The following is a 23,145-nucleotide window of genomic DNA, read 5'->3' on the forward strand; positions in this document are numbered from 1 at the left end:
AAATCAAGGGAGTCAGTTCCCTTGATTTTTTAACGTTCTTTACTATCCATTATTAGTGTAACAGGACCATTATTTGTTAGTTGGACATCCATCATCTCCCCAAAGCTCCCCGTTTCCACGTGGACCCCTTCACTACGGACAAACTCATTAAATTTCTTATACAGCTCATCTGCTTCAGATGGTTTGGCGGCTTTCATAAAATTAGGGCGTCTGCCTTTACGAGTATCACCGTATAAGGTGAATTGTGAGATAGATAACATTTGGCCGTCTACATCTTTTAAGGAACGATTTAATTTGCCTTCTTCATCTTCAAATATGCGAAGGTGAGGAATCTTGGAGGCTAGATAGCGAGCATCTTCTTCAGTATCTTCATGGGTAACCCCAAGTAAAATGACAAGTCCCTCACTTATCTCGCCTACCTTCTCATTGCTTACTGTTACACTTGCTTCTGTTGCGCGTTGAACTACTGCTTTCATTGGTCATTCCCCCGTTTACTGCATCACGCGGCGAACCGTATATACATCATGAATCTGTTTAATACGTTCTACAATTTTTCTTAAGTGATCCGTATTCTGAATGAGAATCGTAATATGAATAGTAGCCATTTTATTACGATCTGACTTGCCTGATACGGCTGTAATATTTGTTTTGGTTTCATTTACTGCTTGAAGTACTTCATTTAATAATCCACGCCGGTCGTAACCCCATATTTCTAAGTCGACGTGATATTGCTTAGTGTCTCTTGGACCTTTCTCCCAATAAACAGGGAGAAGTCTGGCCTCAGCTTCCTCGGTTTGAACATTTGGACAATCAGCCCTATGCACAGAAACGCCTCTGCCTTTTGTAATATAGCCTACAATTTCATCGCCTGGAACCGGGTTGCAGCATTTGGATAATCGAACCAGCAGATTATCGACTCCTTCAACACGAACACCGGAATCTTTCTTCCCTTTTGAGGAGGAGGTCTTAATTTCTGTTGTAGACACGTCTGCCAATGTCTGTTCAAGATCCTGCTCTTTCTGAATCTGCTTTCGAAGCTTCTCGGTTAAACGAGTTGCAATCTGTGAAGCTGTAATCCCTTGATAACCTACAGCAGCAAACATGTCTTCCTCATTTGTGAAGTTAAACTTCTCCGATACTCGATCTAAGTTGTCAGATGTGAAAACTTCTTTCGGCTGCAATCCCATGTTACGAATCTCACGTTCAACCAATTCTTTTCCTTTAACAATGTTCTCTTCTTTTCTTTGACGTTTAAAAAATTGCTTGATTTTGTTTTTTGCCTGCGAGGTTTGAGCGAGTTTAATCCAGTCTTTCGAAGGACCATAGGAATGTTTAGAGGTCATCATTTCAACGATGTCCCCGGTATTTAACTTATAGTCCAGAGGTTCCATCTTGCCATTGACCTTCGCCCCTATGGTCTGATTGCCAACTTCCGTATGAATGCGGTAAGCAAAGTCAATCGGTACTGAGCCTGAAGGCAATTCAACTACCTCACCTTTAGGAGTAAATACGTACACCATGTCAGAGAATAAATCAACTTTTAATGACTCCATGAATTCTTCGGCATCGTGAGTTTCACTCTGCGAATCCAGGATCTCTCTAAACCATGTTAATTTCTCTTCGAAAGAATGCGTGGAGGATGCCTGTTTTCCTTCTTTATACGCCCAGTGTGCAGCAATTCCATATTCCGCAATTTCGTGCATCTCATGTGTACGAATCTGCACTTCTAGAGGGTCTCCCTTAGGGCCAATGACTGTGGTATGCAGCGATTGGTATAAGTTAGGTTTAGGCATGGCAATATAATCCTTAAAACGACCCGGCATAGGCTTCCAGCATGTATGAATAATACCTAAAACGGCATAACAATCCTTAATACTGTTTACGAGTATTCGTACAGCTAATAAATCGTAAATTTCATTAAATTGTTTGTTCTGCAGCACCATTTTGCGATAAATGCTGTATAAATGCTTAGGTCTGCCGTTTAAGTCCGCTTCAATATTGACATCCTGCAACTGCGTCCTGATTTCATTCATTACGTCATCAATATAATATTCTCTTTCATTTCTCTTTTGTTTCATTAAATGAACGATTCTATAATATTGCTGCGGATTTAAATACCTCAAAGCCGTATCTTCGAGCTCCCACTTGATCGTTGAAATTCCAAGTCGATGAGCGAGAGGAGCAAAAATCTCTAATGTTTCATTAGAAATTCTGCGCTGTTTTTCTGAAGGTAAATGCTTAAGGGTCCGCATATTGTGCAGACGGTCAGCTAGTTTAATTAATATAACTCTCATATCTTTAGCCATGGCCACAAACATTTTTCTGTGGTTTTCAGCTTGTTGCGCTTCTTTGGACTTGTATTTGATTTTACCCAGTTTCGTAACTCCATCGACAAGCATGGACACTTCTTCCCCAAACTGCCGCTCGATATCCTCAATAGTGTAATCCGTATCCTCAACTACGTCGTGAAGAAAACCTCCTGCAATTGTTTCAGGATCCATTTCTAAATTAACTAGAATGCCTGCTACTTGAATCGGGTGAATAATATAGGGTTCGCCCGATTTTCGATATTGCTCGCTGTGTGCCTGATTGGCATACTCAAAAGCCCTGCGGATAAACCCCAGATCTTCATCGTTCATATATTGACGAGCCTGCTCAATCACTTCTTCGGCCGTTAAAATTTTATCCTTCGCCATACAATCACCCTGATTTCTCTTAGCTTCCTAAAAAATGATGGTTATTTTTCATTATCAAAAAAAGACAGTCAAAAGTAAAGAAAAAACGTTTAAATGAAGAGTTTAAAACAAAAAGCGCCCTGAACCAGGGCACTCTTTCATCTTAATATTGCATTAACGTCAGGACATCATAACCTTCAAGCTTTTCTCGTCCGTCCAGGTAAGTAAGTTCCACGAGGAAAGCGCATCCTGCAACTACTCCGCCTAGTTGTTCGACAAGATTTATCGTGGCCTCAATTGTACCTCCAGTAGCTAACAGGTCATCAACAATAAGTACTCTTTGTCCAGGCTTAATCGCATCTTTATGAATGGTTAGAATATCTTTGCCGTATTCTAATCCGTAATCTACTTTAATCGTTTCACGCGGCAGCTTGCCTTCTTTACGCACAGGAGCAAATCCGATCTCAAGGGCATAGGAAACAGGACAGCCTACAATAAATCCTCTGGCTTCCGGCCCTACCACAATATCGATTTCCTTGTCTTTTGAATATTCTACAATTTCATCTACTGCCGATTTAAATGCTTTCCCGTTATCCATCAGCGGGGTAATATCTTTGAACCGAATACCTTCTTTCGGCCAATCTTCCACGATAGCAATATGCTGTTTATAATCCATTCAAAACTTCCTCCTTGATCGGCTCACGCTGCTTACTGAACCAATCCTTTAGTTCTTTATAAGTAGAATAATAAAGAGCTTGTTCAACCGTAAGCTGCTCTTTTCTTTCCTGGTAAATTTCTGATTCAGTCAAGTCCTTTTGCTGAGGCTTATTTTCAATCGTCAAAACACCATCTTTTATTTTAACAAAACCAAGCTCAAAAAACACCTGGGAAATAAAATTTACCATATCTGCATTCCAGCCCTTACGATGAGCAAGCTTTTCACGTTCTTGATTTAAATCAAAGGACTTCCGCTTCATCAGCATACCATAAAACCACTTAAAATGATCTCTTGTAGGCCACGAGGTAAAGAAAGCACTGTCTGTTACTTGATAGCAGGCATAAATGTTGTCCGGCGCAAGTCTGCGAACAGCGTTTGACAGTTCAGCGAGAGAAGCAGGGAGATCCATCAGGACAAGACTATGAAGAGGTCCGTTGGCAAGGACGTCTTCCAAATCTTTGTTACTGAAAACAGGCAGGTTGAGTGGCGCAGAATCTGCTTCGTTAAATGTTAGGGCTACTGCATTATGATCCTTTGGGAAGCTCAGTTTTTTCTCAAGGTGTTTAGACCCTCTGTAATCAAACAGTTGCCATGCTTCCACTTTTAGATCTTTAACCATTACCTGGACATTTTTCCTTCCATTCCACTCATTTATCCCGAGTTCTCCAATGACCTCAAGCTCAGAGTGCGGAGATATCCGAGTGAATAAATCCCCCATTCCAAAGGCAATTCCGTCTAATTTCGAACGTTCTTTTTTAAACAAAAGCTTTAGATGGTTCTGACGGCTGCCGATTAAACGAATTTCTTTTGGTTTCTCTTTTATATGAAATAATGGCTTAGGGTTACCCATTCCAAATGGACGAAGCTTATTGACTTCCTGAATTTGTTCCAAAGTTATATCTTCTATATTTACTGTCGTTTCTATATCAAGAACTTGCTGGTAATCTTCATCGGATAGCTTTTCCTGGGCTTTTAAGCATAAAAGATTCCGCACGTTATCTATATTATCAATATCAAGAGTCATACCAGCAGCCTGAGCATGCCCGCCAAAATGAATAAAATGATCTCTGACTTCCATACAATTTTGAAAAAGGTCATAGGCAGCTATACTTCTTGCTGAGCCTTTGGCATATCCCTTTTCCGGATCAATGCCAAGGACGACTGCAGGCCTGTCAAACTGTCTGACTAGTTTTGAAGCAACGATTCCGAGCACTCCTGAATTCCATCCTTCTTTTGCAACGACAATGACTTCTCCTAAAGGCTGCTCACCACTTACTAAAAGTTCTTCCGCTTCTTTTGCTGTTTGTGTAACTATTTGCTGCCGTTCTTGATTAAGTGAATTAATCATATTTGCCAGATGCACAGCTTCTTTCGCCTCTTCAGTTAAAAACAACTCTACAGCCGGCGAAGCATCCTGCAGCCTCCCGACGGCATTAACGCGGGGACCAATACTAAACCCAATCGTCTCTTCATCCACTTCTCCCTCAATACTGCAAACATCCTTCAACGCTTTAAGACCTGCACGATCGGATTGATTTAGCGCCTTAAGACCTAAGTAAACGAGTGTGCGGTTTTCACCTTGAAGTGGAACTAAATCTGCAATCGTTCCAATTGCAGCCATATCCAGGAGGTGATCAGGGAGTTTTTCCAGGAGCGCCTCGGCAACCTTAAACGCCACCCCGACTCCCGCCAATTCCTTAAATGGGTAGCTGGGAGAAGTCTTCGGATGGATGATCGCAAAAGCATCTGGCAGGGTTTCCTGAACTTCGTGGTGATCTGTAATGATTAAATCAATTCCAATCCGTTTTGCCACTTCTGCTTCATGTAAGCCTGCAATTCCGTTATCTACCGTTATGATGACACTGAATCCGTCCTCCGAGGCTTTAAGAAAAGCCGTCTCGTTAGGTCCATATCCCTCTGTAAATCGATTAGGAATATAGTAATCACATATCGCTCCAGCCTCTCTTAAAGCTTCGACCATTACTGTTGTAGAGCTGACTCCATCAGCATCATAATCTCCATATACAAGAATGTGCTCCCCTTGATCAATCGCTGAACGGATTCTTTCTATTGACTCTTTCATTCCATTAAGAAGAAACGGGTCATGCAGGTCTTTATAGGTTGGATGAAGAAATCGCTGCACTTCATCTTGATCGGTAATTCCTCTTTTTTTTAGCAACTGAGAGGTTAATGTTGAAACTCCCGGGAAGCTCTCAGTATCTTCGTCCATCTTACTATATGTAAAATTCCATTTTGCTTTACTTTTTAACATAAATTCACCCCTGACTAGTCTATTATACAAGACGTCATCAGGGGGGGCAAACACGATTAATTCGTTTTTCCGTCTTCATTTCCAACAGCTCTTGCCGTTTCTCTTTTTCTAGAACGACGTGACGGTGTCTCTTTGGTGTCGGAAGTTTTAGTAGAGCTTAATTGACTTCGCAAGCTTTTATTTTCACGTTTCATCTGATAAAACTTCACGGCTCCAAATGAGAAAGTGATTAGGCCCCCCATTAAAACAGAGCCCAATATCACTAGAATTAAAGGAGCTTCTCCCGTGCCAAAAAGATAGTTCACCTGTACAGCACCTACGTTAATTACAGCAAATATGGCTATTAGAATAGCGATAATAAGTGCAAAAATAAAATAAGTCTGTCCCTTCAATGTTCTCCCTCCTTCTATCTCTTTACTATTATTTTATACCCTTTTCCTGTTACATTTAACCAAAATCCAAGGGGGAGTGCCTTCATACCTTCATTAGAAAAACTTTTGATTTTGGGTGCACTGAGCGAGAAGCGGCCACTTCTTACATCGGGCGGGCTCTTTTCTTGACTGAAACAAAATATCCCCGCCTAAACAGATTCTTATCTACAGGATAACAAATGAACGCTGTGAAAAATAAAAAAATCAGGCTGTCGAAACTTTATCGACAGCCTGATTTTTTTATTAAACTTGTGGGCCTCCTGTTTTCTTCTTCTTCACATACTCAATAGGTTTGTTCTTAATATTTCTGCCTCTCCAGACCAGCCACAGCTGAGCAGCAATAAATAATGAAGAATACGTACCGGCAACTAATCCTACCACCAGCGCAAAAGCAAAGTTAGTAATAGAAGAAGCTCCGAAAATAAACAGCATAGCCGCAGCAAACACAACGGTAATAACAGTATTTAAGCTTCTTGCCATCGTTTGGAGCAGACTGTCATTTACGACTTTAGCAAGGTGTCTAAATGATTTGACCTTCTTCTCAAATCTAAGATTTTCTCGAATACGGTCAAACGTCACAATAGTATCATTCACTGAATAACCGACAATCGTCAAGATTGCTGCAATTATTGTAATATCAAATTCCAGTCTCGTTATACTAAACAATGCAATAATAAAGAATGCATCGTGTAATAAGGCAAGGATTGCTGTTAATGCAAAGAAGAATTCAAATCTAAACGTCACATAGATGATGATTCCAATCGATGCATAAAGCACAGCTAATGCCGCATTTTTGGCAAGCTCTTGTCCGACCACTGGAGAAACAGTGCTTACGTTTGGACTGCTGCCATATTCTTCAGAGAAATACTCCTGAATTTCAGCAATCTTATCTTGAGAAAGCTCTGTTTCAAACCGAGTAACCGCGATATCATTATTATCTCCTGAGAGGACGATCTGCTTAGGAGAAACGTTCAACTCATTCTCAAAAGCCTCTTCGACTTCATCAGGAGAGATGCTCTCTTCAGAAGTAATTTCAACCCGGGAGCCGCTCGTAAAGTCTATTCCTAGATTTAACTTAAAGATGCCCAATGCTATGGCACCTGCTGCCAACAATGCTAAAGAAAGAGCAAAGAATTTCTTTCGATGCTTAATAAGATCCAGTTTACGGTTCATGAATTTAGGATCTTCTGTTTCCCCTTCAGCAAGGGAATGAATTTGATCCTTCTTCACACCAAACCATCCTGGTCTTTTCGTTAAGAAACGGCTCTTCACCCAGAGGCCGAGCAGCAGTCTGGTCCCGTACACAGCCGTTATAAAGCTGACTAATATACTTACAATTAACATAGTTGCAAAGCCTTTTACAGAGCTTGTACCAAAAATAAAAAGAACCGTTGCTGCAATCAGAGTTGTAATATTCGCATCTAATATCGTTGCTAAAGATCGCTTATTTCCTGATTTATAAGCAGCCATTATAGATTTGCCTGACTTCAGTTCTTCCTTAATCCGCTCATAGGTGATAATATTGGCATCCACTGCCATACCGACACCGAGGATTAAGGCTGCTATACCTGGTAATGTCAGCACTCCATTCAATAGTTCAAATACTACTAAAATGAGATAAATATAGGCTGACAAGGTGATGACAGAAATTACGCCTGGGAACCGATAGTAAAAAAGCATGAAAAGGAAAATAAGACCCACACCTATAAAGCCAGCATAAATCGTTTTATCCATCGCTTGTTCTCCAAATTGAGCTCCCACCGAAGTGGAATAGGTTTCTTCCAATTCAACAGGAAGAGAACCCGCATTTAAAATATCTGCAAGCTGTTGGGCTGACTCCTGGGAGAAATCCCCTTCAATTTGTACAGTATTACTTCTGATTCCTTCGCTTACCTGGGGAGCGGATACATAAGCAGGGTCCTCAGAACCGTATTCGTCCGCAAAAGAAACCTCTTCATCATAGTCCAGCCAAATCACTAATAAGTTCGGAGGATACACCGCATCCTCAATTGGTTCTTTGTTAGCTATTTCCTGTGTAACATTATAGAATTCAGAAGCACTTTTCACCTCCAGGGAAACGATAGGAGAGTTATTCTGGTCATAAGTCTGTTGAGCACTTCCTTCTCTGATATCAGAACCATCCATGTATTCGTTACCTTCAACATCACGGAAAGAAAGCTGAGCAGTAGTTGACAAAAGCTCTCGCGCTTCCTGCTGATCCTGTACCCCTGCCAGTTGAACACGAATACGATCTCCACTCTCTATGGATATATTTGTTTCGCTGATTCCTAATACGTCCACCCGTTCGTAGAGAGATTCAACAGTGGATTCTAATACTTGCTGATTTACTTCCTGATCTTCATCAACGGTTTCTACATCATAAAGAATTTCAAAACCACCCTGTAGATCTAAACCAAGATTGATATCTTTTGTTACTCCTGTAACCGTTGTGCCAATCGTAGCTGCTATTAAAATAACGGCTATAAAAAAGGCCACGATCCGCCCTCTTTTCACCATATTTCTCTTTGCCTCCTTCAACATTCAAACACGTGCATATGTATATTGGAATATATTTTCCTTATACAATTCTACTACTAATTTTATATTTAACAATCATAAGTTGTTACTTAGATGGTTCTGACCCTTGTTTTAAAGCTTCGATCGATGCCATCAAGTCATCGTTTTGATAGGCTTCCACTGTTATGTAACTTACATATTGATTATTACTTAGATGAAAGACATCCTGAACAACTTCATAAAGTCTTTTCTTAGAATTGTTTTTCCAGATTTTCTTCAGCATACACTGCCAAACGTCTTCTGCTGTTGCATTTTTATACCCTAACAGCCGGAATTCATTTGCTTTACTGTTAAGAACAGGGTTAATGGCATCCTTCCACTCATTGACTGGTTTTATTTTATCCATATAGAGGCACTCCCTTAAAATATTATAAAAAAGGATCTTGAAGTCCTTGTCATCCCTTGTCCACCTCAATGCATATAATTCATTGTATATGAATTTTATTCCTTTGAGAAGGCGGATTCCCTGATGACAAAACAAACCTTTCTGCATGGAGCCTTAATATTAGTAGCAGCTGGTCTCATCACCCGGCTTTTAGGATTTATTAATCGAATCGTAGTCGCCAGAATTATGGGAGAGGAAGGGATGGGACTTTACATGATGGCTCTCCCTACTCTAATTCTTGTAACGACAATTACTCAGTTTGGCCTTCCTGTAGCCATTTCAAAAAGGGTATCGGAAGCTGAGGCAAATGGCGACGAAACACAGGTCAAGCGTATTCTGGTTATTTCTTTATCAATAACAGGAAGCTTAAGCCTCATTTTTACTGCTGGTTTGTTTTTATTTGCCCCAATTGTAGCTGAATATTTTCTTACTGACGCCCGTGCAATGGCTCCATTGCTGGCTGTAACTCCAATAATCCCGATCACTGCTGTTTCTGCCGTACTTAGAGGGTATTTTCAAGGACGGCAGAACATGAAGCCGCAAGCTATATCCCAGGTTATTGAACAAATTGTGAGGATTACGACTGTGGCATTTTTAACAAAGCTTTTTTACCCCTACGGAGTTCAGTACGCAGCGGCAGGGGCTATGATTGCCGTAATCATAGGAGAATTTGTTTCTCTGCTTTATATGACAAGACAATTCGCCCTTCACAAAACTTTCAAATGGAGAAAATCGTGGAAAAAGCATATTCAGGAAGGTAAAGAAACGCTGCAGCAGCTAATGACGATTGCTATCCCTACCTCAGGGAGTCGTCTCATTGGGTCGCTCACTTATTTTTTTGAACCTATTCTAGTCGCTCAAAGTTTAGCGATTGCAGGTTTAACGGCAGTTGAAACAACTAAGCAATATGGAGGTCTTACAGGTTATATATTACCTTTATTGTTTCTCCCTACTTTTCTTACGCATGCTTTAGGCGTATCTCTCGTTCCTTCTATTAGTGAATCTGCTGCAAAAAAACAGTTTGGCACGATTAACTATCGGATTTTGCAGGCTATTCGATTATCACTCGCTTCAGGTGGCTTGATTACTGTAATCTATGTTCTCTTTCCGGTTGCAACACTGTCAATCGTCTATGGTACAGATCAGGGCGGATTTTTGCTGCAATTCATGGCTCCTTTTTTTCTAATGCACTACATACAGACACCGCTTCAAGCAAGCCTGCAGGCATTAGACTTGGCTAAATCAGCCATGTGGAACACTTTAATAGGGGCCGCTGTCAAATTTATAGTCCTGGCAGTATTAAGCTCGCAGCCAGAGTTTGGGATTAACGGGGTAGCCGTTGCTATGGTTGTCGGGAGTGTCATCGTTACTCTCCTTCACCTCTCCGTCTTAGTTCGAGCTACCAGCTTTACTTTTCCTTTCCAAATGCTGTTTAAATTTTTAACGGTTCTAATTATAACAGCCGGGGCTGGGTATATTTTACACGAACAAGGATATTTTTCTTCCAGCCCACTTGTAGAATTACTGACAATCAGTATAGTCCTTGCAGCAGTTTACATTTGTCTTCTGTTCAAACTGAAACTGCTTACTAAAGACGAGTGGCATATGATTCCCTGGAATAAGTTTAGGAAAAAGTAAAAGGGAACACTACGGCTGTTTTATTCAGCAGGAAAATTTACTCATAAGATTCAGCGAATGGTACGTAGTTAAACACCTAAACTGCTATAATAATACGACAAAACTGCGCTGATTACTCAAAACTTAGATGGTGAGGCTAAAACTGAATAAAGCAAAAAATAATCCGAACGATTCTAGTGAAATCAGTTCGGATTATTTATGGGCAGAAAGGATATATAGCTTCGCTCCATTAACACACTACTGTTGAAGAGGGCACGGGTCTCAGCTTCCTTGGAAAGCAAAGAGTGCTTTCCTGCGGGATCTTCTTCTCGTGCTGTTCCCACAGGAGGCTTCATATTTTGACTACGCTGATGACCTATTGCCTTGGTTTACTCACCTCAGGAGATATTTACTTCATTTCATCCTCGTAATCCATGCATATCTCTCCATTTAAATTAATTGTACAAAGCGAAATTTCCTCTACGCTTTCAATACCTCTCTTGTTCATTTCGTTCATTAACCAGTCCTTTGTTTTGTCAATTTGCTTTAAGCCCGCATACTGCACTTGTCCATCTTCGATCAAAACCACTGCGTAATCCGAGGAACCGTCTTCTTTTTTCTTGAAAACGGATAATTTACCCGATGGTTCCAATACTGCAAAGTCAATGTCTTCTAAATGCTGGACTTCCTGTTCTCTTAACTGGAGCAGTAAATCGGAAAAATTATACCGCTGTCTTCGCATTTCCTGTTCATCAATTTTTCCATGCTTAATCAATACTGATGGTTTCCCATCAAACCAGTCACGGAACTTTTTACTTTTTAAAGATAAGACTGCGCTGACCCACTGGATGGATAAAAGGACGCCCATGGGCACAATAGCCCGCCAGATTGATGAGTCAGGCTTTTCGATTAGAAAGATTGCAATTTCAGCCAGCATAATAAATACAACTAAGTCCATTACACTTAGTTCACCGATTTCACGTTTTCCCATCATTCTAAAAATGATTAATATAAACAAATAAGTGATTACCGTTCGGAGGATCAGTTCAAATATCACCAATTGCCATCAGCCCTTCTTAAACTCTACATGCTTAAGATGAGCTAACTTTTTGTTTTTATGAAAGAAACGGAAGTAAATATCTAAATAATACGTAAACCGTACAAATCCCCAGGGACAATAGAAGCATTGGTATTCCGTAAACTGCAAACTTAATAAATGGAATCGGCTCTTTGTAGCTGGCAGCAAGTCCTGCTACCACCACATTGGCTGAAGCTCCAATTAATGTGCCATTTCCGCCGAGGCAGGCCCCTAAAGCGAGAGACCACCAAACAGGGTCTACGTCCATCATGCCATATCCCTGAAGTTCTTGAACAACCGGAATCATTGCCGCTACAAAAGGGATGTTATCAACGATTCCTGAAATCAACCCTGCGCTCCAGAGCATCATCATAGAAGTAAACGGAAGATCTCCACCAGAAATCCAGATCATTCCCCGGGCCAATTCATCTATAAGCCCCACTGTCTGCAGTCCGCCGACCAGCATAAACAGTCCCATGAAGAAAAATAATGTAACCCATTCAACTTCCTTAAACACTTCTTCTACGTCAAGAATGTGATCAGTCGTAAAAAGTAACAACAATGCTCCACTCACGGCAATGGTCGTAATATCCATATGAATAAAAGGGTGAAGCATAAATCCGGCTATTGTCAGGAACAACACAGATAATGAGCGGATTAGCAACTGGCTTTTCTCTAAATACTCGTTCGCATCTTCCCTCATAAATCTCTGTGCCAGTCTTTCATCATAGTGCAGCTTATTCTTAAATAGAAGAACAAGTATAAGCAATGTCACTCCAAAAACCACAACCACTACTGGACCCATATTATTGAGAAAGGATAAAAACGAAAAATGATCTACCGCCTGTCCGATCATAATATTTGGTGGATCACCAATTAAAGTAGCTGCCCCACCTATGTTAGAAGAAAAGATCGCGGTAACAAGATAAGGGAAAGAAGGAAGCTGTAACTGTTTAACTAAAGAGAGTAGTACTGGCACAAACAATAATACTGTGGTCACGTTATCAAGAAAAGCAGATCCAACCGCTGTAAACAAAGCCGTAACGACAAGAAGTGGGATGGGACGTCCATTTACTAACTGTGCCAAACGAACAGCAACATAGGTGAAGACTCCCGTTTTCTTAGTAATGGATACGAGAACCATCATAGAAAACAGTAATGCAATTGTGTCCCAGTCAATAAAACCAAATGCTTCTTCCCATTCGTACACGTTGCATATGAGAAGAAGAACGCCGCCAGTTAGAGCAACAGTAGCTCGATTCCATTTCTCTACCATAAGCAAGCAGTAACTTATTATAAAAATAATTATCGTAAGCAAAGTGGTCATAAATCTTCCCCTTTACACATGCTTTTTCTATATCTATTCAAAAGCTCGTCTGAATATCTACTTCTATTTACAATATCTCTATGCATATAGTAAGGAAGACAGGCTAAATAAGGGGGCGGAAGCAATGAAAAAATTTTTACAAGGAGTTCTTGGTTATGGTGTCGGTTCCATTTTTATTCTAATGATATTATTCTCAGCTGTTTTAGCCAGCTTACTGCGATTTACAACGATGGACACGGATACATTAAACCAACTCTCTTTAATTGCCGGATTAACCATTCTTGCTCTTGGAGGCTTGCTTGCTGCTTATAAAGCCCGGCAAAAGGGGTGGTTTACCGGATTATTAACAGGACTGATTTTTATTGTAATTATGATGTTGTTTCAAATTATCTTTGAAAACCGGTGGGTATCTGTGGCCCAGCTCAGTTATTTTGGAGGGCTTGTATTAGCCGCAACACTTGGAGGGATGATTGGGGTAAATATGCCATCGCGTAAGGCGCAATAGGTGTTAGGTACCAGTTAGCACTTCAAACAGCTGCAAAATAAAAAACCCCATGGATATGGGGTTTTAGTTACTTATGTAGACAAGCTTAGGCCTATCACTATTGTAGACAGACCTATGGGGCTTTATCTTTAATCCTGGTTCAGTTTCTCTCTAACTGAAGAACGGTCAAATTTCAATTGAGAGCCATCCTGTACACTTACGATAAGAGTATTCTCATCAATGGCGTGAATAGTACCATGGAGACCTCCAATTGTAATAACTCTATCTCCTTTTTGCAATTCCGACTGCATATTTTGAACCTGTTTCTGCTTTTTCTGCTGTGGCCGGATGAGCAAGAAATAGAAAATGACAAACATCAAGATGATTGGTAATAACCCTAATAATGTGTCCATTCGTATTCCCCCTTTCTAAAAGTTCTTTGCGTTTGGTCTGTTGAAACCATACTGTTCAAAGAATTCTTCTCTAAAGTCACCGAGTCGATCTTCTCTAATGGCTTCACGAACTCGCCTCATTAATTTTAACAGAAAATATAAGTTATGATAAGTAGTAAGCCTGAAGCCAAACGTTTCATTCGCTTTTACCAAATGTCGTATATAGGCACGGCTGTAATTCCGGCAAGTATGACAATCACAATCTTCATCAATCGGACGAAAGTCACGGGCAAATTTAGCATTACGAACCACAAGTCTTCCCTTAGACGTCATAAGTGTCCCATTTCTAGCAATCCTGGTTGGCAGAACACAGTCAAACATATCAATCCCTCTTAAGGCACCATCGATTAAGGAATCCGGCGACCCGACTCCCATAAGGTAGCGAGGCTTTTTATCTGGCAGAAGTGGTGTAGTGAAATCAAGCACCCGATTCATTACATCTTTTGGTTCGCCAACAGACAATCCTCCGACCGCATAGCCCGGAAAATCCATTGATGTAAGGTCCTGTGCGCTTTGACGGCGTAGTTCTTCATATTCACCGCCCTGTATAATGCCGAACAACCCCTGATCATGAGGTCGCTTATGTCCTTCAAGACACCTCTCAGCCCACCGGCTTGTCCGTTCAACAGATTTTTTCATATAATCATATTCTGCAGGGTATGGAGGACATTCATCAAACGCCATCATGATATCGGCCCCTAAAGAATTTTGGATGTGCATAGCTTTTTCTGGAGATAAAAATAATTTTTCCCCACTAATATGGTTTCTAAAATGCACACCTTCTTCTTCAATCTGCCTTAGGTCACTTAAGCTGAAGACCTGGAAGCCACCTGAATCTGTAAGAATTGAACCGTTCCAATTCATAAAACTGTGCAGGCCGCCCGCCTCTTCAACGATATCCTCGCCAGGGCGAAGCCAAAGGTGGTACGTATTCGATAAAATGATCTGGGCCCCCATCTGCTCCAATTCTTCCGGACTCATCGTCTTTACCGTTGCAAGGGTTCCAACAGGCATAAACATCGGTGTGTCAAATGAACCATGCGGGGTATGCACCCTTCCCAGCCTGGCTCCTGTCTGTTTACATGTTTTAATTAACTCATAAGTTATTGCCATCGTTTCGATCCTTTCTTCCCCATCCATCTCATTAATAAATAAACATTGCATCTCCAAAGCTGAAAAAGCGGTATCGTTCCTCAACTGCCCTCTGATAAGCTTCTAGAATAAATTCTCTGCCGGCAAAAGCGCTGACCAGCATAATCAACGTTGACTTTGGCAGATGGAAGTTCGTAATTAAACCGTCAATTGATCGAAGCTGATATGGTGGGTAGATAAAGATATCAGTCCAGCCGCTTGCCGCTTTGAACGCCCCATGATCACGAACGATTGTTTCGAGTGTACGAGTAGACGTAGTCCCTACTGCAACAACACGTCCGTTGTTTTTCTTTACTTCATTTAGTTTTTGAGCCGACTCTTCATTTAATGTATAAAATTCAGCATGCATTTCGTGCTCCTCAACTGACTCCACACTGACAGGCCGGAACGTTCCTAATCCCACATGTAACGTAAGGTAGACAATTTCCACACCTTTGGCTTTAAGTTCGTTAAGCAATGCTTCTGTAAAATGAAGGCCTGCGGTAGGAGCGGCAGCTGATCCTTCCTCCCTGGCATAGACAGTCTGGTATCTCTCCTGATCAGGTAACTGTTCCTTAATGTAAGGAGGGAGAGGCATCTCACCCAATGATTCTAATACCTCTAGAAAAATTCCATCATATAAAAATTTAACTTTTCTTCCTCCGTGGTCTTGAACTTCTGTACATTCGGCTATAAGCTGGCCATTACCAAACACTATACGTGTTCCTTCTTTTACTTTTTTGGCAGGTTTAATCAGTACTTCCCATTCATCATTATCAGTTTGATGGAGAAGCAAAACTTCTACTTTTCCTCCCGTACCTTCTTTAGAACCATATAATCTTGCAGGGAGAACACGTGTATCATTAAGGACGAGACAGTCTCCTCTATGCAAATGTTCAGTAATATCACTAAAATGCTGATGATCAATAGTATTTGCAGTTCGGTTAAGGACCATAAGTTTGGAAGAAGATCGATCTTTTAAAGGAACCTGGGCAATTAATTCCTCAGGTAATTCAAAATTATATGCATTAATATCCATTTGAGACTCCTATTCTTGCCTAACGCATTTTACTAATTAAATAAAAAATAAGTGTTAATATGACACTCGCAATAATTGAGGTCATAATAGGAAAATAAACGGTGACCGGACCTTTCTTAAAACTGAAATCGCCTGGAAGCTTTCCAAATAAGCTCCATAATAAACCGATCACAATAAATACAACCCCTATTACAATAAAGATTTTCCCCATGCCCGTCAAGAGCCTGGCACCTCCCGGTTAAAATGTTGATATGCTTTAGGAGTGACTACTCTTCCCCGGGGAGTCCGCTGTATAAAACCTGTCTGCAGCAGGAAAGGTTCGTAAACATCCTCTATCGTCTGAGGTTCCTCTCCAATTGTAGCCGAAATGGTATCGAGGCCTACCGGGCCACCCTTAAAGTGATCAATTATTGCAAGAAGGAACTTATGATCAATATGATCCAGACCTTCTTCATCCACTTGAAGCATTTTCAAAGCGGTTTGAGTCGTTTCGTACGCAATCACGGATTCTCCGCTGACCTGCGCTATATCACGAACCCTTTTCAACAGACGGTTAGCAATCCTCGGAGTCCCACGTGACCTCCGTGCTACTTCTACAGCCGCATTGGCCTCAATGCCGATTTGGAAGATATCAGCGGTCCGTTCCACTATTTTACATAATGCCTTTGTATCATAATATTCCAGTCTGCTGTGCACACCGAACCGATCCCTCAACGGTGCTGAAAGTAAACCGGCCCGCGTTGTAGCTCCTACAAGTGTGAATGGGGGCAGGTCAAGACGAACAGAGCGAGCGCTGGGCCCAGTCCCCACTACAATATCAAGGCAGAAATCTTCCATGGCTGGATACAATATTTCTTCAACAGAGCGCGGCAGCCGGTGAATCTCATCGATGAAAAGTACGTCTCCTGCCTCAAGAGAAGAAAGAATAGCAGCCAGGTCACCTGCACGCTCAATCGCTGGTCCGGCTGTTGTTCTAAACTGAACATTCATTTCATTAGCAATAATGGAGGCAAGTGTAGTTTTCCCGAGACCCGGTGGCCCGTATAAGAGAGTATGATCCAAAGGTTCTTCCCGCATTTTAGCCGCCTCAATAAATATGCGTAAATTCTCTTTAGTTTTATCCTGCCCTATGTATTGGCGAAGCCATTCAGGACGCAGGCTTAATTCTATATCTTGTTCAGTCTCTTGCAATTCGCCAGAAATCATACGTTCTTCCATGCATGATTCTCTCCTTTTCTAGACCTTCATCAGCAGCTGCAGGCCTTGTCTAATATAATCATCCACACTGGCTTGGTCTGCCTTGGCAAGTTCAGGCTGCACCATCTTAAGTTCTTTATCTGAATAGCCAAGGGCCTTCAAAGCCTCAAGTGCTTCATCTATTCGTTCACGATTCTGCTTAGCTGACCCTTTCTCCTGATAAAAAATACTTTGTTCATTTTGTTCGTCAGGAAGCCATACAATAAGTTTCCCTTTTAAATCTAAAATCATCTGACGGGCTGTTTTCTTTCCCACACCAGGAAATTTCGTCAAATATTTATCATCTTCCTGCTCAATAGCCGAAACGAATTCCGGCACACTTACACTCCCAAGAATAGCCAGGGCTCCTTTAGGTCCGATCCCCGAAACATTGAGTAACTTAGAAAACAACAGCTTGTCTTCTTTTTTCTTAAATCCAAAGAGAAGTTGTTGATCCTCCCTTACATAATGGTAAGTGTGAACTTTAATTTCTTTATGTAATTCCTCCTGAAAGTTAAAAGGGTTTGGACATAAGACTTCATATCCTACTCCTTGCGTCTCAATAGCAATGGATTCTTCGTCAATAGAAGTAACATTTCCTTTAATATAAGCAATCATGGTGCTTTTCCCCTCAATCCCATTAATAATCTACATTTCATTGTAACACACAAGCACATGTTCCCATAAGCCTGAAAGCATAGAAAAAAACCGCCGTCATTCAGCGGTTTTCAACTTTTTATGCATGATCCACCTGTCTTTGAAAAACAATTTGACCAATTTTTTGATCCTCCACTGTCCAGCCATCATAATTTGACCAGAAGTCCTCCATGGCCCATATTTTCTCATTCGTCACTTCTGTATCTACTAATTCATCATCATCATACGTTTTAAGAATCACCTTTAGCTCTAATGGTTCCTGATAAACAAAGGCAGGTACGTCCTTATTAAAGGTTGAAGTGCTCGCATAACTATGATCCACGGCTCTTTTTTCAGTAACTTCAGGCGCCGGCTGCAAAACCAGACTGATGATCAGGACAATAGATATCCATATGGTTTGCAAGTTATATCCTCCTCATAATAAAAGCTGTTATCTCTAGTATGCTCACAAATAACTGCTTTTATAAGAGGTCAATTATGATAGTTTCTCTAATACTTCATCATCAGCATCTAAATTGTGATAAACTTCTTGCACATCGTCATTATCCTCTAGCATATCAATAAGGGAAAGCATCTTTATGGTCCCTTGCTCTTCCAGATGGGTGTAAGTGGTTGGAATCATGGTAACTTCGGATGTGTGAAACGTATATCCGTTTGCTTCCAATGTAGCTTTAACCTCACTGAAGTCTTCTGGCGCAGTGTAAATCTCAAACTGCCCTTCTCCGGACTCCAATTCTTCTCCTCCAGCTTCTATTACTTCTAAAAGCAATTCTTCTTCGTCCACTTCAGTTTCAGCCCGGTCGATGACCAGGTAGCCTTTCCTATTGAACATAAAAGCTACACAGCCATTCTCCCCAAGATTTCCATCATTCTTATTGAAAGCATGACGTACTTCTGCGGCCGTACGATTCTTGTTATCGGTTAACACCTTAACCATCACTGCTACACCGCCAGGACCATACCCTTCATAAGTGAATTCTTCATAATTCACTCCGTCCAGGTCACCTGTTGCCTTTTTTATAGCCCTGTCTATATTGTCGTTAGGCATGTTATTTGATTTAGCTTTATCAACAGCTAAACGGAGGTTTGCGTTCATTTCCGGATCTCCGCCGCCTTCTCTGGCCGCCATAAAAATTTCTCTGGCGTGCTTCATAAACAGTTTCCCTTTTTTCGCATCTTGTGCACCTTTACGGCGCTTGATGTTATTCCATTTGGAATGTCCAGCCATAGGTATCTCCTCCCCCGGAGCAATTCTTTATCCTATATCAATATATCACAAAAATCATTCCAAATTAAATATGAGCCGCTACTCTTCATTGTCTTTAAAAAAGTCCCGAATCCTTTCTCTTATTTTATCAGGAGCTTCATCTGCCCCTTTTCTCGCATTTTCGTCTTTCTTCTTATCCCAGGAATTAACGTTAGTATAAACAACGACGGGGAGGTCCGTTACTGATTCCGCTTTTTTCAATACTTTCTCCTCTATATCCTCATCCCGCCAATCGTAAGGGTTCAGCATAACAGCTACATATGCTTTTTCTCCGTTCGTAAAAGCTTGAGTCATTGTTACTTCTTTTAATTCATTTACTTCTTCAGTAATAGCCATTGACTCTTCATTGTTAAAAGCATTATCGTGACCTGGTGTTGTCTTTGAATACTTGGAATTACGCATTTCTTGCTGACTGGAACGTTTAAAAAACTGATCCTCCCCCGTAGGAATTTGTTCGCCTTTTGGTATTCCTTCATCCTCCGTATATTCAATTGGCTGATACAGCTCTTCTGACTGGCTCTCTTCTGTCTTATCAGGAACATCATTTGTACAGGCGCCCATAGTTGCAAGCATTACGATTAACAATCCACATCTGCGGTACATAAAAAACAATCTCCTTTTTCCATACTATTTGAAAAAAGAGATTGTTTTAGTCTGTTAATTTAAGGCATTTATTGTGGTGGCCCAGGAGCGATCGTTCGCTTATGCATAGTACGTTTATGCATAGCTTCAATAATTTCTCTGTCTTTTTCTGGAATCTGCTCCCCTTTTAAATGCCGGTCGATCATATCGTAACTCGTACCCATTTCATTTTCATCGGTTTGGCCTTCCCACAGTCCTGCGCTAGGTTGTTTGTTTACAATTTGATCAGGTACACCCAGGAATTTAGCTATTTCCCGAACTTCACCTTTCGTAAGGTTAACAAGAGGCACCAGATCAACGCCTCCGTCCCCAAATTTAGTAAAGTAACCAGTATACCATTCAGCAGCATTATCTGTTCCTACAACCAGATAACGGTGATTTGTAGCTACTGTATATAACGTGCTCATTCTTAATCTAGCCCTCAAGTTAGCGTCTGCAATTTGTTCTTGTTCTTTGTTAAAAGTATCACTTGTTTTCAATTGATCCACGATATTACCAAACATAACTCGGTGGGTCTCAGTCAGATCTACCTTAAGTGATTCAATCCCACATGAGTCAATTACTTTTTTAGCGTGTTCTTGATCATCTGGGTTACTCTTACACGGCATAATAACACCTAAAGAGTGATCAGGGTACGCACGCTTAATTAAATGAGCTACGACAGCTGAGTCAATACCTCCGCTTACACCTACGAGCAAACCATTAACATTAGCCTGTTCCGCTTGCTTTCTTAACCATTGTACTATTTCTTCGACTTTTTGCTCCACTTTGCATGTTCATCCTTTCACACTCAAGATACTAATTATCTTAGCATGAATTCTGTATAACGGACAAACGGTTTACGGCGGTTCCATGCTTCCTCGAACTTATTTATGTGGCCGCTGAGTGTACCCTCTCCTTTTCTACACTTATTATAACCATACAGCCATTCACGGATAAGATCTGCAGGGACTAATACGCCTCTTAACCAAAGCTGTGGATCTTCTACATGATGAAAAAGCTGTAAAAAAGCTGACTTATTTTGTTCTAAAAATGGTAAAAACCGATGCGCAAGCTGAATCTCATCGTAAAGCTTTGGCCCAACATGAAGGAGGTCAAAATCAATCATTTTCACTCCGCCATGTTGATTTATAATAAAATTATGGTGAGCCACATCACCATGAAGCCATTGCTGGTTCTGCCAGGCCTCCTGTTCAATTTCTCCCCAAGGATATAAGGAAAAGTTATATAGAAGCCGCTCAGAAGTCGACCGTACTTCATTATAGAACCTTTCCTTGTTATGAGTGATGAAAACCTCTTTAGTTTCTTCAAATTGTTCTATCCGACGTTTCCATTTAATATATAAAGGGTCTCGAGGGACCGATAATGCTTCCACCCCTTTTGATGAACGATGAAACTGCCTAAGACAGTTATAGACTCTCTTTCGATCTTCAGGATTATCGAAGTTGGCATGACGTCCGTCCATCCAGTGAAACAGCCCCCACTCACATCCTAGTTTGCTTACACTGTGCTCCCCTGTAGGGAATGGCATGGGAAGCGCGGCCATATCTTTCGCTCTTTTCCAATTTTGAAAAAAATCAAGCTGCTGGGTCAAAATAGTTGATCGACGGTAGCCTTTAAGTAAATAACAGTGTTCCTCTACCCATATCTTAAAGATCTTCGGCTTTATTTCTACGACTTTCGTTATACTTAATCTCTTTCGGTCTTCCAACCAATGAAAAAGGCGATCCGTATAAGAATCGCCTTTGTTTAATTTAGTCTTCATCCTCATCATCCTGCCAAGGCTGTTCAGCTTCCCAATTATACAAAGGCTGCGGCGGCTGGCCAGGCTGAGGAAAATAACCTCTCATCTGTTCATTATCATTCATCATTGGGAACCAGTTATTCATATTAGGGTCCATCATTTGGTTAGGGGGCTGGTTCTCGTATCCCATAGGCATCGATTTCTTACCACTACAGCCGCATCCTCCCTGTTTTTGTCCCTCTCCCATCATGAAGGGATGATTCTCTGAGTCATCACCTTCCATACCATGCATAAAAGGCATTGGGTGATGCGGATTAGCCATTGGATGATTCATCGGCTGATTCATCGTTGGCTGGTTCATCGGCTGATTCATCATTGGATGGTTCATCGGTTGATTCATCATTGGATGGTTCATCGGCTGATTCATCATTGGCTGGTTCATCGGTTGATTCATCATTGGATGGTTCATCGGCTGATTCATCATTGGCTGGTTCATCGGCTGATTTATCATTGGCTGGTTCATCGGTTGATTCATCATTGGCTGGTTCATCATTGGTTGATGAGACATTCCCATGTAGGGAGGGCACCAGAAATAATCCCAGGGAGTAGGATACGGCATTGGTGGTCCATAAGGAAGTTCTTGAACTTTCTGTTGGTGTTGAGGTTGATAATATTCTACATTTTCTTGTTTCGGATGATTCATAGGCTCGTTTGGTTTAGCTTCTTTAGGTTTCATTTCTTTAGGTTTCATTTCTTTGGGCTTTATGTCGTGAGATTTCATTGGTTTAGGCTTTGCAGCTTTAGGCTTTGGCTTTTTGGGCATAGGCATTTGAGGCAGATGGAATGTAGTGTAATAATTCTGCATATGCTCCATAGGCATTTGTATCGGCATATTCATTTGAATGGGCATCATTGGCTTTTCCATCATTGGCATATTCATCGGCTTCTTTTCGTCTTCCTGAATCTTAGGCATTGGCTTTGGCTTTGGTTTTGGTGTAGGTTTTGGTTTAGGCATTTCCTTTTTAGGAGCTTCTTTTTTAGGCGCTTCTTTTTTAGGCGCTTCTTTTTTAGGCATTTCCTTTTTAGGGGCTTCTTTCTTCTGGGCCTCTTTTTTAACTTGCTTCTTCCCTTGAGGAACTTTTATTTTCATGCCAGGCATGATCATATCAGGATTAGATAATTGAGAGTTCACTGACTTCAATTCCTCAAAGTCCACCCCATATTTTTTTGAAATTTTCCACAGCGTATCACCTTTTTGCACAACGTGAATTCTCACAATTGCAACTCCTTTCCTATGATCTAAAAAAGTATAAGAGCATAATCGTTTCCTAACACTTTATGCATAGGGAAAGAAAAGAATGATTAAGTTGCCTAATGTTTTTCTATATTTAATAGAATAATTAGTCTATTCCG

General features: G+C 41.0%; 23 protein-coding genes. 2 read left to right on the forward strand and 21 right to left on the reverse strand.

The genetic code is table 11. From position 1 onward, the window contains the following. Positions 1 to 29: 29 nt before the first annotated feature. From dtd to C1A12_RS13595, 7 genes are all read right to left on the reverse strand, one after another. The gene (dtd, locus tag C1A12_RS13565; protein WP_101844394.1) at positions 30 to 476 is read right to left on the reverse strand and encodes a D-aminoacyl-tRNA deacylase; all 447 of its coding nucleotides are present in this window, start codon (positions 474 to 476) and stop codon (positions 30 to 32) included. A 15-nt stretch (positions 477 to 491) separates the two neighbouring features. After that, positions 492 to 2,696, reverse strand: coding sequence for a bifunctional (p)ppGpp synthetase/guanosine-3',5'-bis(diphosphate) 3'-pyrophosphohydrolase (locus C1A12_RS13570; protein WP_101844396.1), 2,205 nt, complete (start codon positions 2,694 to 2,696; stop codon positions 492 to 494). 142 nt (positions 2,697 to 2,838) lie between these two features. Further along, positions 2,839 to 3,351: an adenine phosphoribosyltransferase gene (locus tag C1A12_RS13575; RefSeq protein WP_101844398.1), complete on the reverse strand. Its 513-nt coding sequence runs from the start codon at positions 3,349 to 3,351 to the stop codon at positions 2,839 to 2,841. After that, positions 3,341 to 5,665, reverse strand: a complete 2,325-nt coding sequence (gene recJ, locus C1A12_RS13580) for a single-stranded-DNA-specific exonuclease RecJ (protein ID WP_101844400.1) — start codon at positions 5,663 to 5,665, stop codon at positions 3,341 to 3,343. Before recJ ends, C1A12_RS13575 begins: the two co-directional genes overlap by 11 nt. Before the next feature lie 56 nt (positions 5,666 to 5,721). Beyond that, complete coding sequence (locus C1A12_RS13585; protein ID WP_101844402.1) at positions 5,722 to 6,057, reverse strand: lipopolysaccharide assembly LapA domain-containing protein; 336 nt, start codon at positions 6,055 to 6,057, stop codon at positions 5,722 to 5,724. A 282-nt stretch (positions 6,058 to 6,339) separates the two neighbouring features. Beyond that, on the reverse strand, positions 6,340 to 8,613 hold the full coding sequence (gene secDF / locus C1A12_RS13590; protein WP_101844403.1) for a protein translocase subunit SecDF: 2,274 nt from the start codon (positions 8,611 to 8,613) through the stop codon (positions 6,340 to 6,342). Positions 8,614 to 8,719: 106 nt separating this feature from the next. After that, positions 8,720 to 9,019 carry a post-transcriptional regulator gene (locus C1A12_RS13595; protein WP_101844405.1) on the reverse strand — a complete coding sequence of 100 codons (300 nt, stop codon included), beginning with the start codon at positions 9,017 to 9,019 and terminating at the stop codon, positions 8,720 to 8,722. Positions 9,020 to 9,142: 123 nt separating this feature from the next. Here C1A12_RS13595 and spoVB point away from each other — a divergent pair, with 123 nt between their 5' ends. Further along, complete coding sequence (spoVB, locus tag C1A12_RS13600) at positions 9,143 to 10,696, forward strand: stage V sporulation protein B (RefSeq protein WP_101844407.1); 1,554 nt, start codon at positions 9,143 to 9,145, stop codon at positions 10,694 to 10,696. Between the two features lie 388 nt (positions 10,697 to 11,084). Here the strand turns inward: spoVB and C1A12_RS13605 are convergent, their stop codons facing one another. Together C1A12_RS13605 and C1A12_RS13610 are read right to left on the reverse strand one after the other, a co-directional pair. Further along, on the reverse strand, positions 11,085 to 11,732 hold the full coding sequence (locus C1A12_RS13605; RefSeq protein WP_306417014.1) for a DUF421 domain-containing protein: 648 nt from the start codon (positions 11,730 to 11,732) through the stop codon (positions 11,085 to 11,087). Between the two features lie 58 nt (positions 11,733 to 11,790). Further along, positions 11,791 to 13,080: an ArsB/NhaD family transporter gene (locus C1A12_RS13610; RefSeq protein WP_101844409.1), complete on the reverse strand. Its 1,290-nt coding sequence runs from the start codon at positions 13,078 to 13,080 to the stop codon at positions 11,791 to 11,793. 124 nt (positions 13,081 to 13,204) lie between these two features. On the opposite strand from C1A12_RS13610, the gene C1A12_RS13615 reads away from it, so the two are divergent. Next, positions 13,205 to 13,585, forward strand: coding sequence for a TIGR04086 family membrane protein (locus tag C1A12_RS13615; protein ID WP_101844411.1), 381 nt, complete (start codon positions 13,205 to 13,207; stop codon positions 13,583 to 13,585). A 128-nt stretch (positions 13,586 to 13,713) separates the two neighbouring features. Here the strand turns inward: C1A12_RS13615 and yajC are convergent, their stop codons facing one another. The 12 genes from yajC to safA all read right to left on the reverse strand — a co-directional run bounded on the left by yajC (position 13,714) and on the right by safA (position 23,008). After that, positions 13,714 to 13,977, reverse strand: a complete 264-nt coding sequence (yajC, locus tag C1A12_RS13620; RefSeq protein ID WP_101844413.1) for a preprotein translocase subunit YajC — start codon at positions 13,975 to 13,977, stop codon at positions 13,714 to 13,716. Between the two features lie 15 nt (positions 13,978 to 13,992). Next, positions 13,993 to 15,129: a tRNA guanosine(34) transglycosylase Tgt gene (gene tgt, locus C1A12_RS13625; protein WP_101844939.1), complete on the reverse strand. Its 1,137-nt coding sequence runs from the start codon at positions 15,127 to 15,129 to the stop codon at positions 13,993 to 13,995. A 31-nt stretch (positions 15,130 to 15,160) separates the two neighbouring features. Continuing rightward, positions 15,161 to 16,186: a tRNA preQ1(34) S-adenosylmethionine ribosyltransferase-isomerase QueA gene (gene queA / locus C1A12_RS13630; RefSeq protein ID WP_101844414.1), complete on the reverse strand. Its 1,026-nt coding sequence runs from the start codon at positions 16,184 to 16,186 to the stop codon at positions 15,161 to 15,163. A 19-nt stretch (positions 16,187 to 16,205) separates the two neighbouring features. Then, on the reverse strand, positions 16,206 to 16,397 hold the full coding sequence (locus tag C1A12_RS13635; RefSeq protein ID WP_200816603.1) for a DUF2905 domain-containing protein: 192 nt from the start codon (positions 16,395 to 16,397) through the stop codon (positions 16,206 to 16,208). A gap of 5 nt (positions 16,398 to 16,402) precedes the next feature. Then, positions 16,403 to 17,404, reverse strand: a complete 1,002-nt coding sequence (gene ruvB, locus C1A12_RS13640) for a Holliday junction branch migration DNA helicase RuvB (protein WP_101844418.1) — start codon at positions 17,402 to 17,404, stop codon at positions 16,403 to 16,405. An 18-nt stretch (positions 17,405 to 17,422) separates the two neighbouring features. Next, positions 17,423 to 18,040 (reverse strand): Holliday junction branch migration protein RuvA, encoded by a 618-nt coding sequence (gene ruvA, locus C1A12_RS13645; protein WP_101844420.1) that lies wholly within the window; start codon positions 18,038 to 18,040, stop codon positions 17,423 to 17,425. Between the two features lie 118 nt (positions 18,041 to 18,158). Next, positions 18,159 to 18,482: a BofC N-terminal domain-containing protein gene (locus C1A12_RS13650; protein WP_101844422.1), complete on the reverse strand. Its 324-nt coding sequence runs from the start codon at positions 18,480 to 18,482 to the stop codon at positions 18,159 to 18,161. A gap of 72 nt (positions 18,483 to 18,554) precedes the next feature. Beyond that, positions 18,555 to 19,307 (reverse strand): YebC/PmpR family DNA-binding transcriptional regulator, encoded by a 753-nt coding sequence (locus C1A12_RS13655; protein WP_101844424.1) that lies wholly within the window; start codon positions 19,305 to 19,307, stop codon positions 18,555 to 18,557. Positions 19,308 to 19,385: 78 nt separating this feature from the next. Continuing rightward, a complete protein-coding gene (locus tag C1A12_RS13660) occupies positions 19,386 to 19,949 on the reverse strand; it encodes a YhcN/YlaJ family sporulation lipoprotein (RefSeq protein ID WP_101844426.1) in 564 nt (187 codons plus the stop codon). A gap of 68 nt (positions 19,950 to 20,017) precedes the next feature. Then, entirely contained in the window at positions 20,018 to 20,755 is a 738-nt protein-coding gene (nadE, locus tag C1A12_RS13665) for an NAD(+) synthase (RefSeq protein ID WP_101844428.1), read from the reverse strand. A gap of 35 nt (positions 20,756 to 20,790) precedes the next feature. After that, a complete protein-coding gene (locus C1A12_RS13670; RefSeq protein WP_101844430.1) occupies positions 20,791 to 21,753 on the reverse strand; it encodes a phosphotransferase in 963 nt (320 codons plus the stop codon). Then, complete coding sequence (gene safA, locus C1A12_RS13675; RefSeq protein ID WP_101844432.1) at positions 21,743 to 23,008, reverse strand: SafA/ExsA family spore coat assembly protein; 1,266 nt, start codon at positions 23,006 to 23,008, stop codon at positions 21,743 to 21,745. Before safA ends, C1A12_RS13670 begins: the two co-directional genes overlap by 11 nt. Between the last annotated feature and the right edge of the window lie 137 nt (positions 23,009 to 23,145).

It is taken from the genome of Halobacillus sp. Marseille-P3879 (genome assembly GCF_900240285.1).
GTDB lineage: Bacteria > Bacillota > Bacilli > Bacillales > Halobacillaceae > Halobacillus_A.

Bases quoted from the DNA above. Each gene is read 5' to 3' on its own strand.
- dtd (WP_101844394.1), bottom strand. From the start codon at position 476: ATGAAAGCAGTAGTTCAACGCGCAACAGAAGCAAGTGTAACAGTAAGC.
- C1A12_RS13570 (WP_101844396.1), bottom strand. From the start codon at position 2,696: ATGGCGAAGGATAAAATTTTAACGGCCGAAGAAGTGATTGAGCAGGCT.
- C1A12_RS13575 (WP_101844398.1), bottom strand. From the start codon at position 3,351: ATGGATTATAAACAGCATATTGCTATCGTGGAAGATTGGCCGAAAGAA.
- recJ (WP_101844400.1), bottom strand. From the start codon at position 5,665: ATGTTAAAAAGTAAAGCAAAATGGAATTTTACATATAGTAAGATGGAC.
- secDF (WP_101844403.1), bottom strand. From the start codon at position 8,613: ATGGTGAAAAGAGGGCGGATCGTGGCCTTTTTTATAGCCGTTATTTTA.
- C1A12_RS13595 (WP_101844405.1), bottom strand. From the start codon at position 9,019: ATGGATAAAATAAAACCAGTCAATGAGTGGAAGGATGCCATTAACCCT.
- spoVB (WP_101844407.1), top strand. From the start codon at position 9,143: ATGACAAAACAAACCTTTCTGCATGGAGCCTTAATATTAGTAGCAGCT.
- C1A12_RS13610 (WP_101844409.1), bottom strand. From the start codon at position 13,080: ATGACCACTTTGCTTACGATAATTATTTTTATAATAAGTTACTGCTTG.
- C1A12_RS13615 (WP_101844411.1), top strand. From the start codon at position 13,205: ATGAAAAAATTTTTACAAGGAGTTCTTGGTTATGGTGTCGGTTCCATT.
- yajC (WP_101844413.1), bottom strand. From the start codon at position 13,977: ATGGACACATTATTAGGGTTATTACCAATCATCTTGATGTTTGTCATT.
- tgt (WP_101844939.1), bottom strand. From the start codon at position 15,129: ATGGCAATAACTTATGAGTTAATTAAAACATGTAAACAGACAGGAGCC.
- queA (WP_101844414.1), bottom strand. From the start codon at position 16,186: ATGGATATTAATGCATATAATTTTGAATTACCTGAGGAATTAATTGCC.
- C1A12_RS13635 (WP_200816603.1), bottom strand. From the start codon at position 16,397: ATGGGGAAAATCTTTATTGTAATAGGGGTTGTATTTATTGTGATCGGT.
- ruvB (WP_101844418.1), bottom strand. From the start codon at position 17,404: ATGGAAGAACGTATGATTTCTGGCGAATTGCAAGAGACTGAACAAGAT.
- ruvA (WP_101844420.1), bottom strand. From the start codon at position 18,040: ATGATTGCTTATATTAAAGGAAATGTTACTTCTATTGACGAAGAATCC.
- C1A12_RS13655 (WP_101844424.1), bottom strand. From the start codon at position 19,307: ATGGCTGGACATTCCAAATGGAATAACATCAAGCGCCGTAAAGGTGCA.
- C1A12_RS13660 (WP_101844426.1), bottom strand. From the start codon at position 19,949: ATGTACCGCAGATGTGGATTGTTAATCGTAATGCTTGCAACTATGGGC.
- C1A12_RS13670 (WP_101844430.1), bottom strand. From the start codon at position 21,753: ATGAAGACTAAATTAAACAAAGGCGATTCTTATACGGATCGCCTTTTT.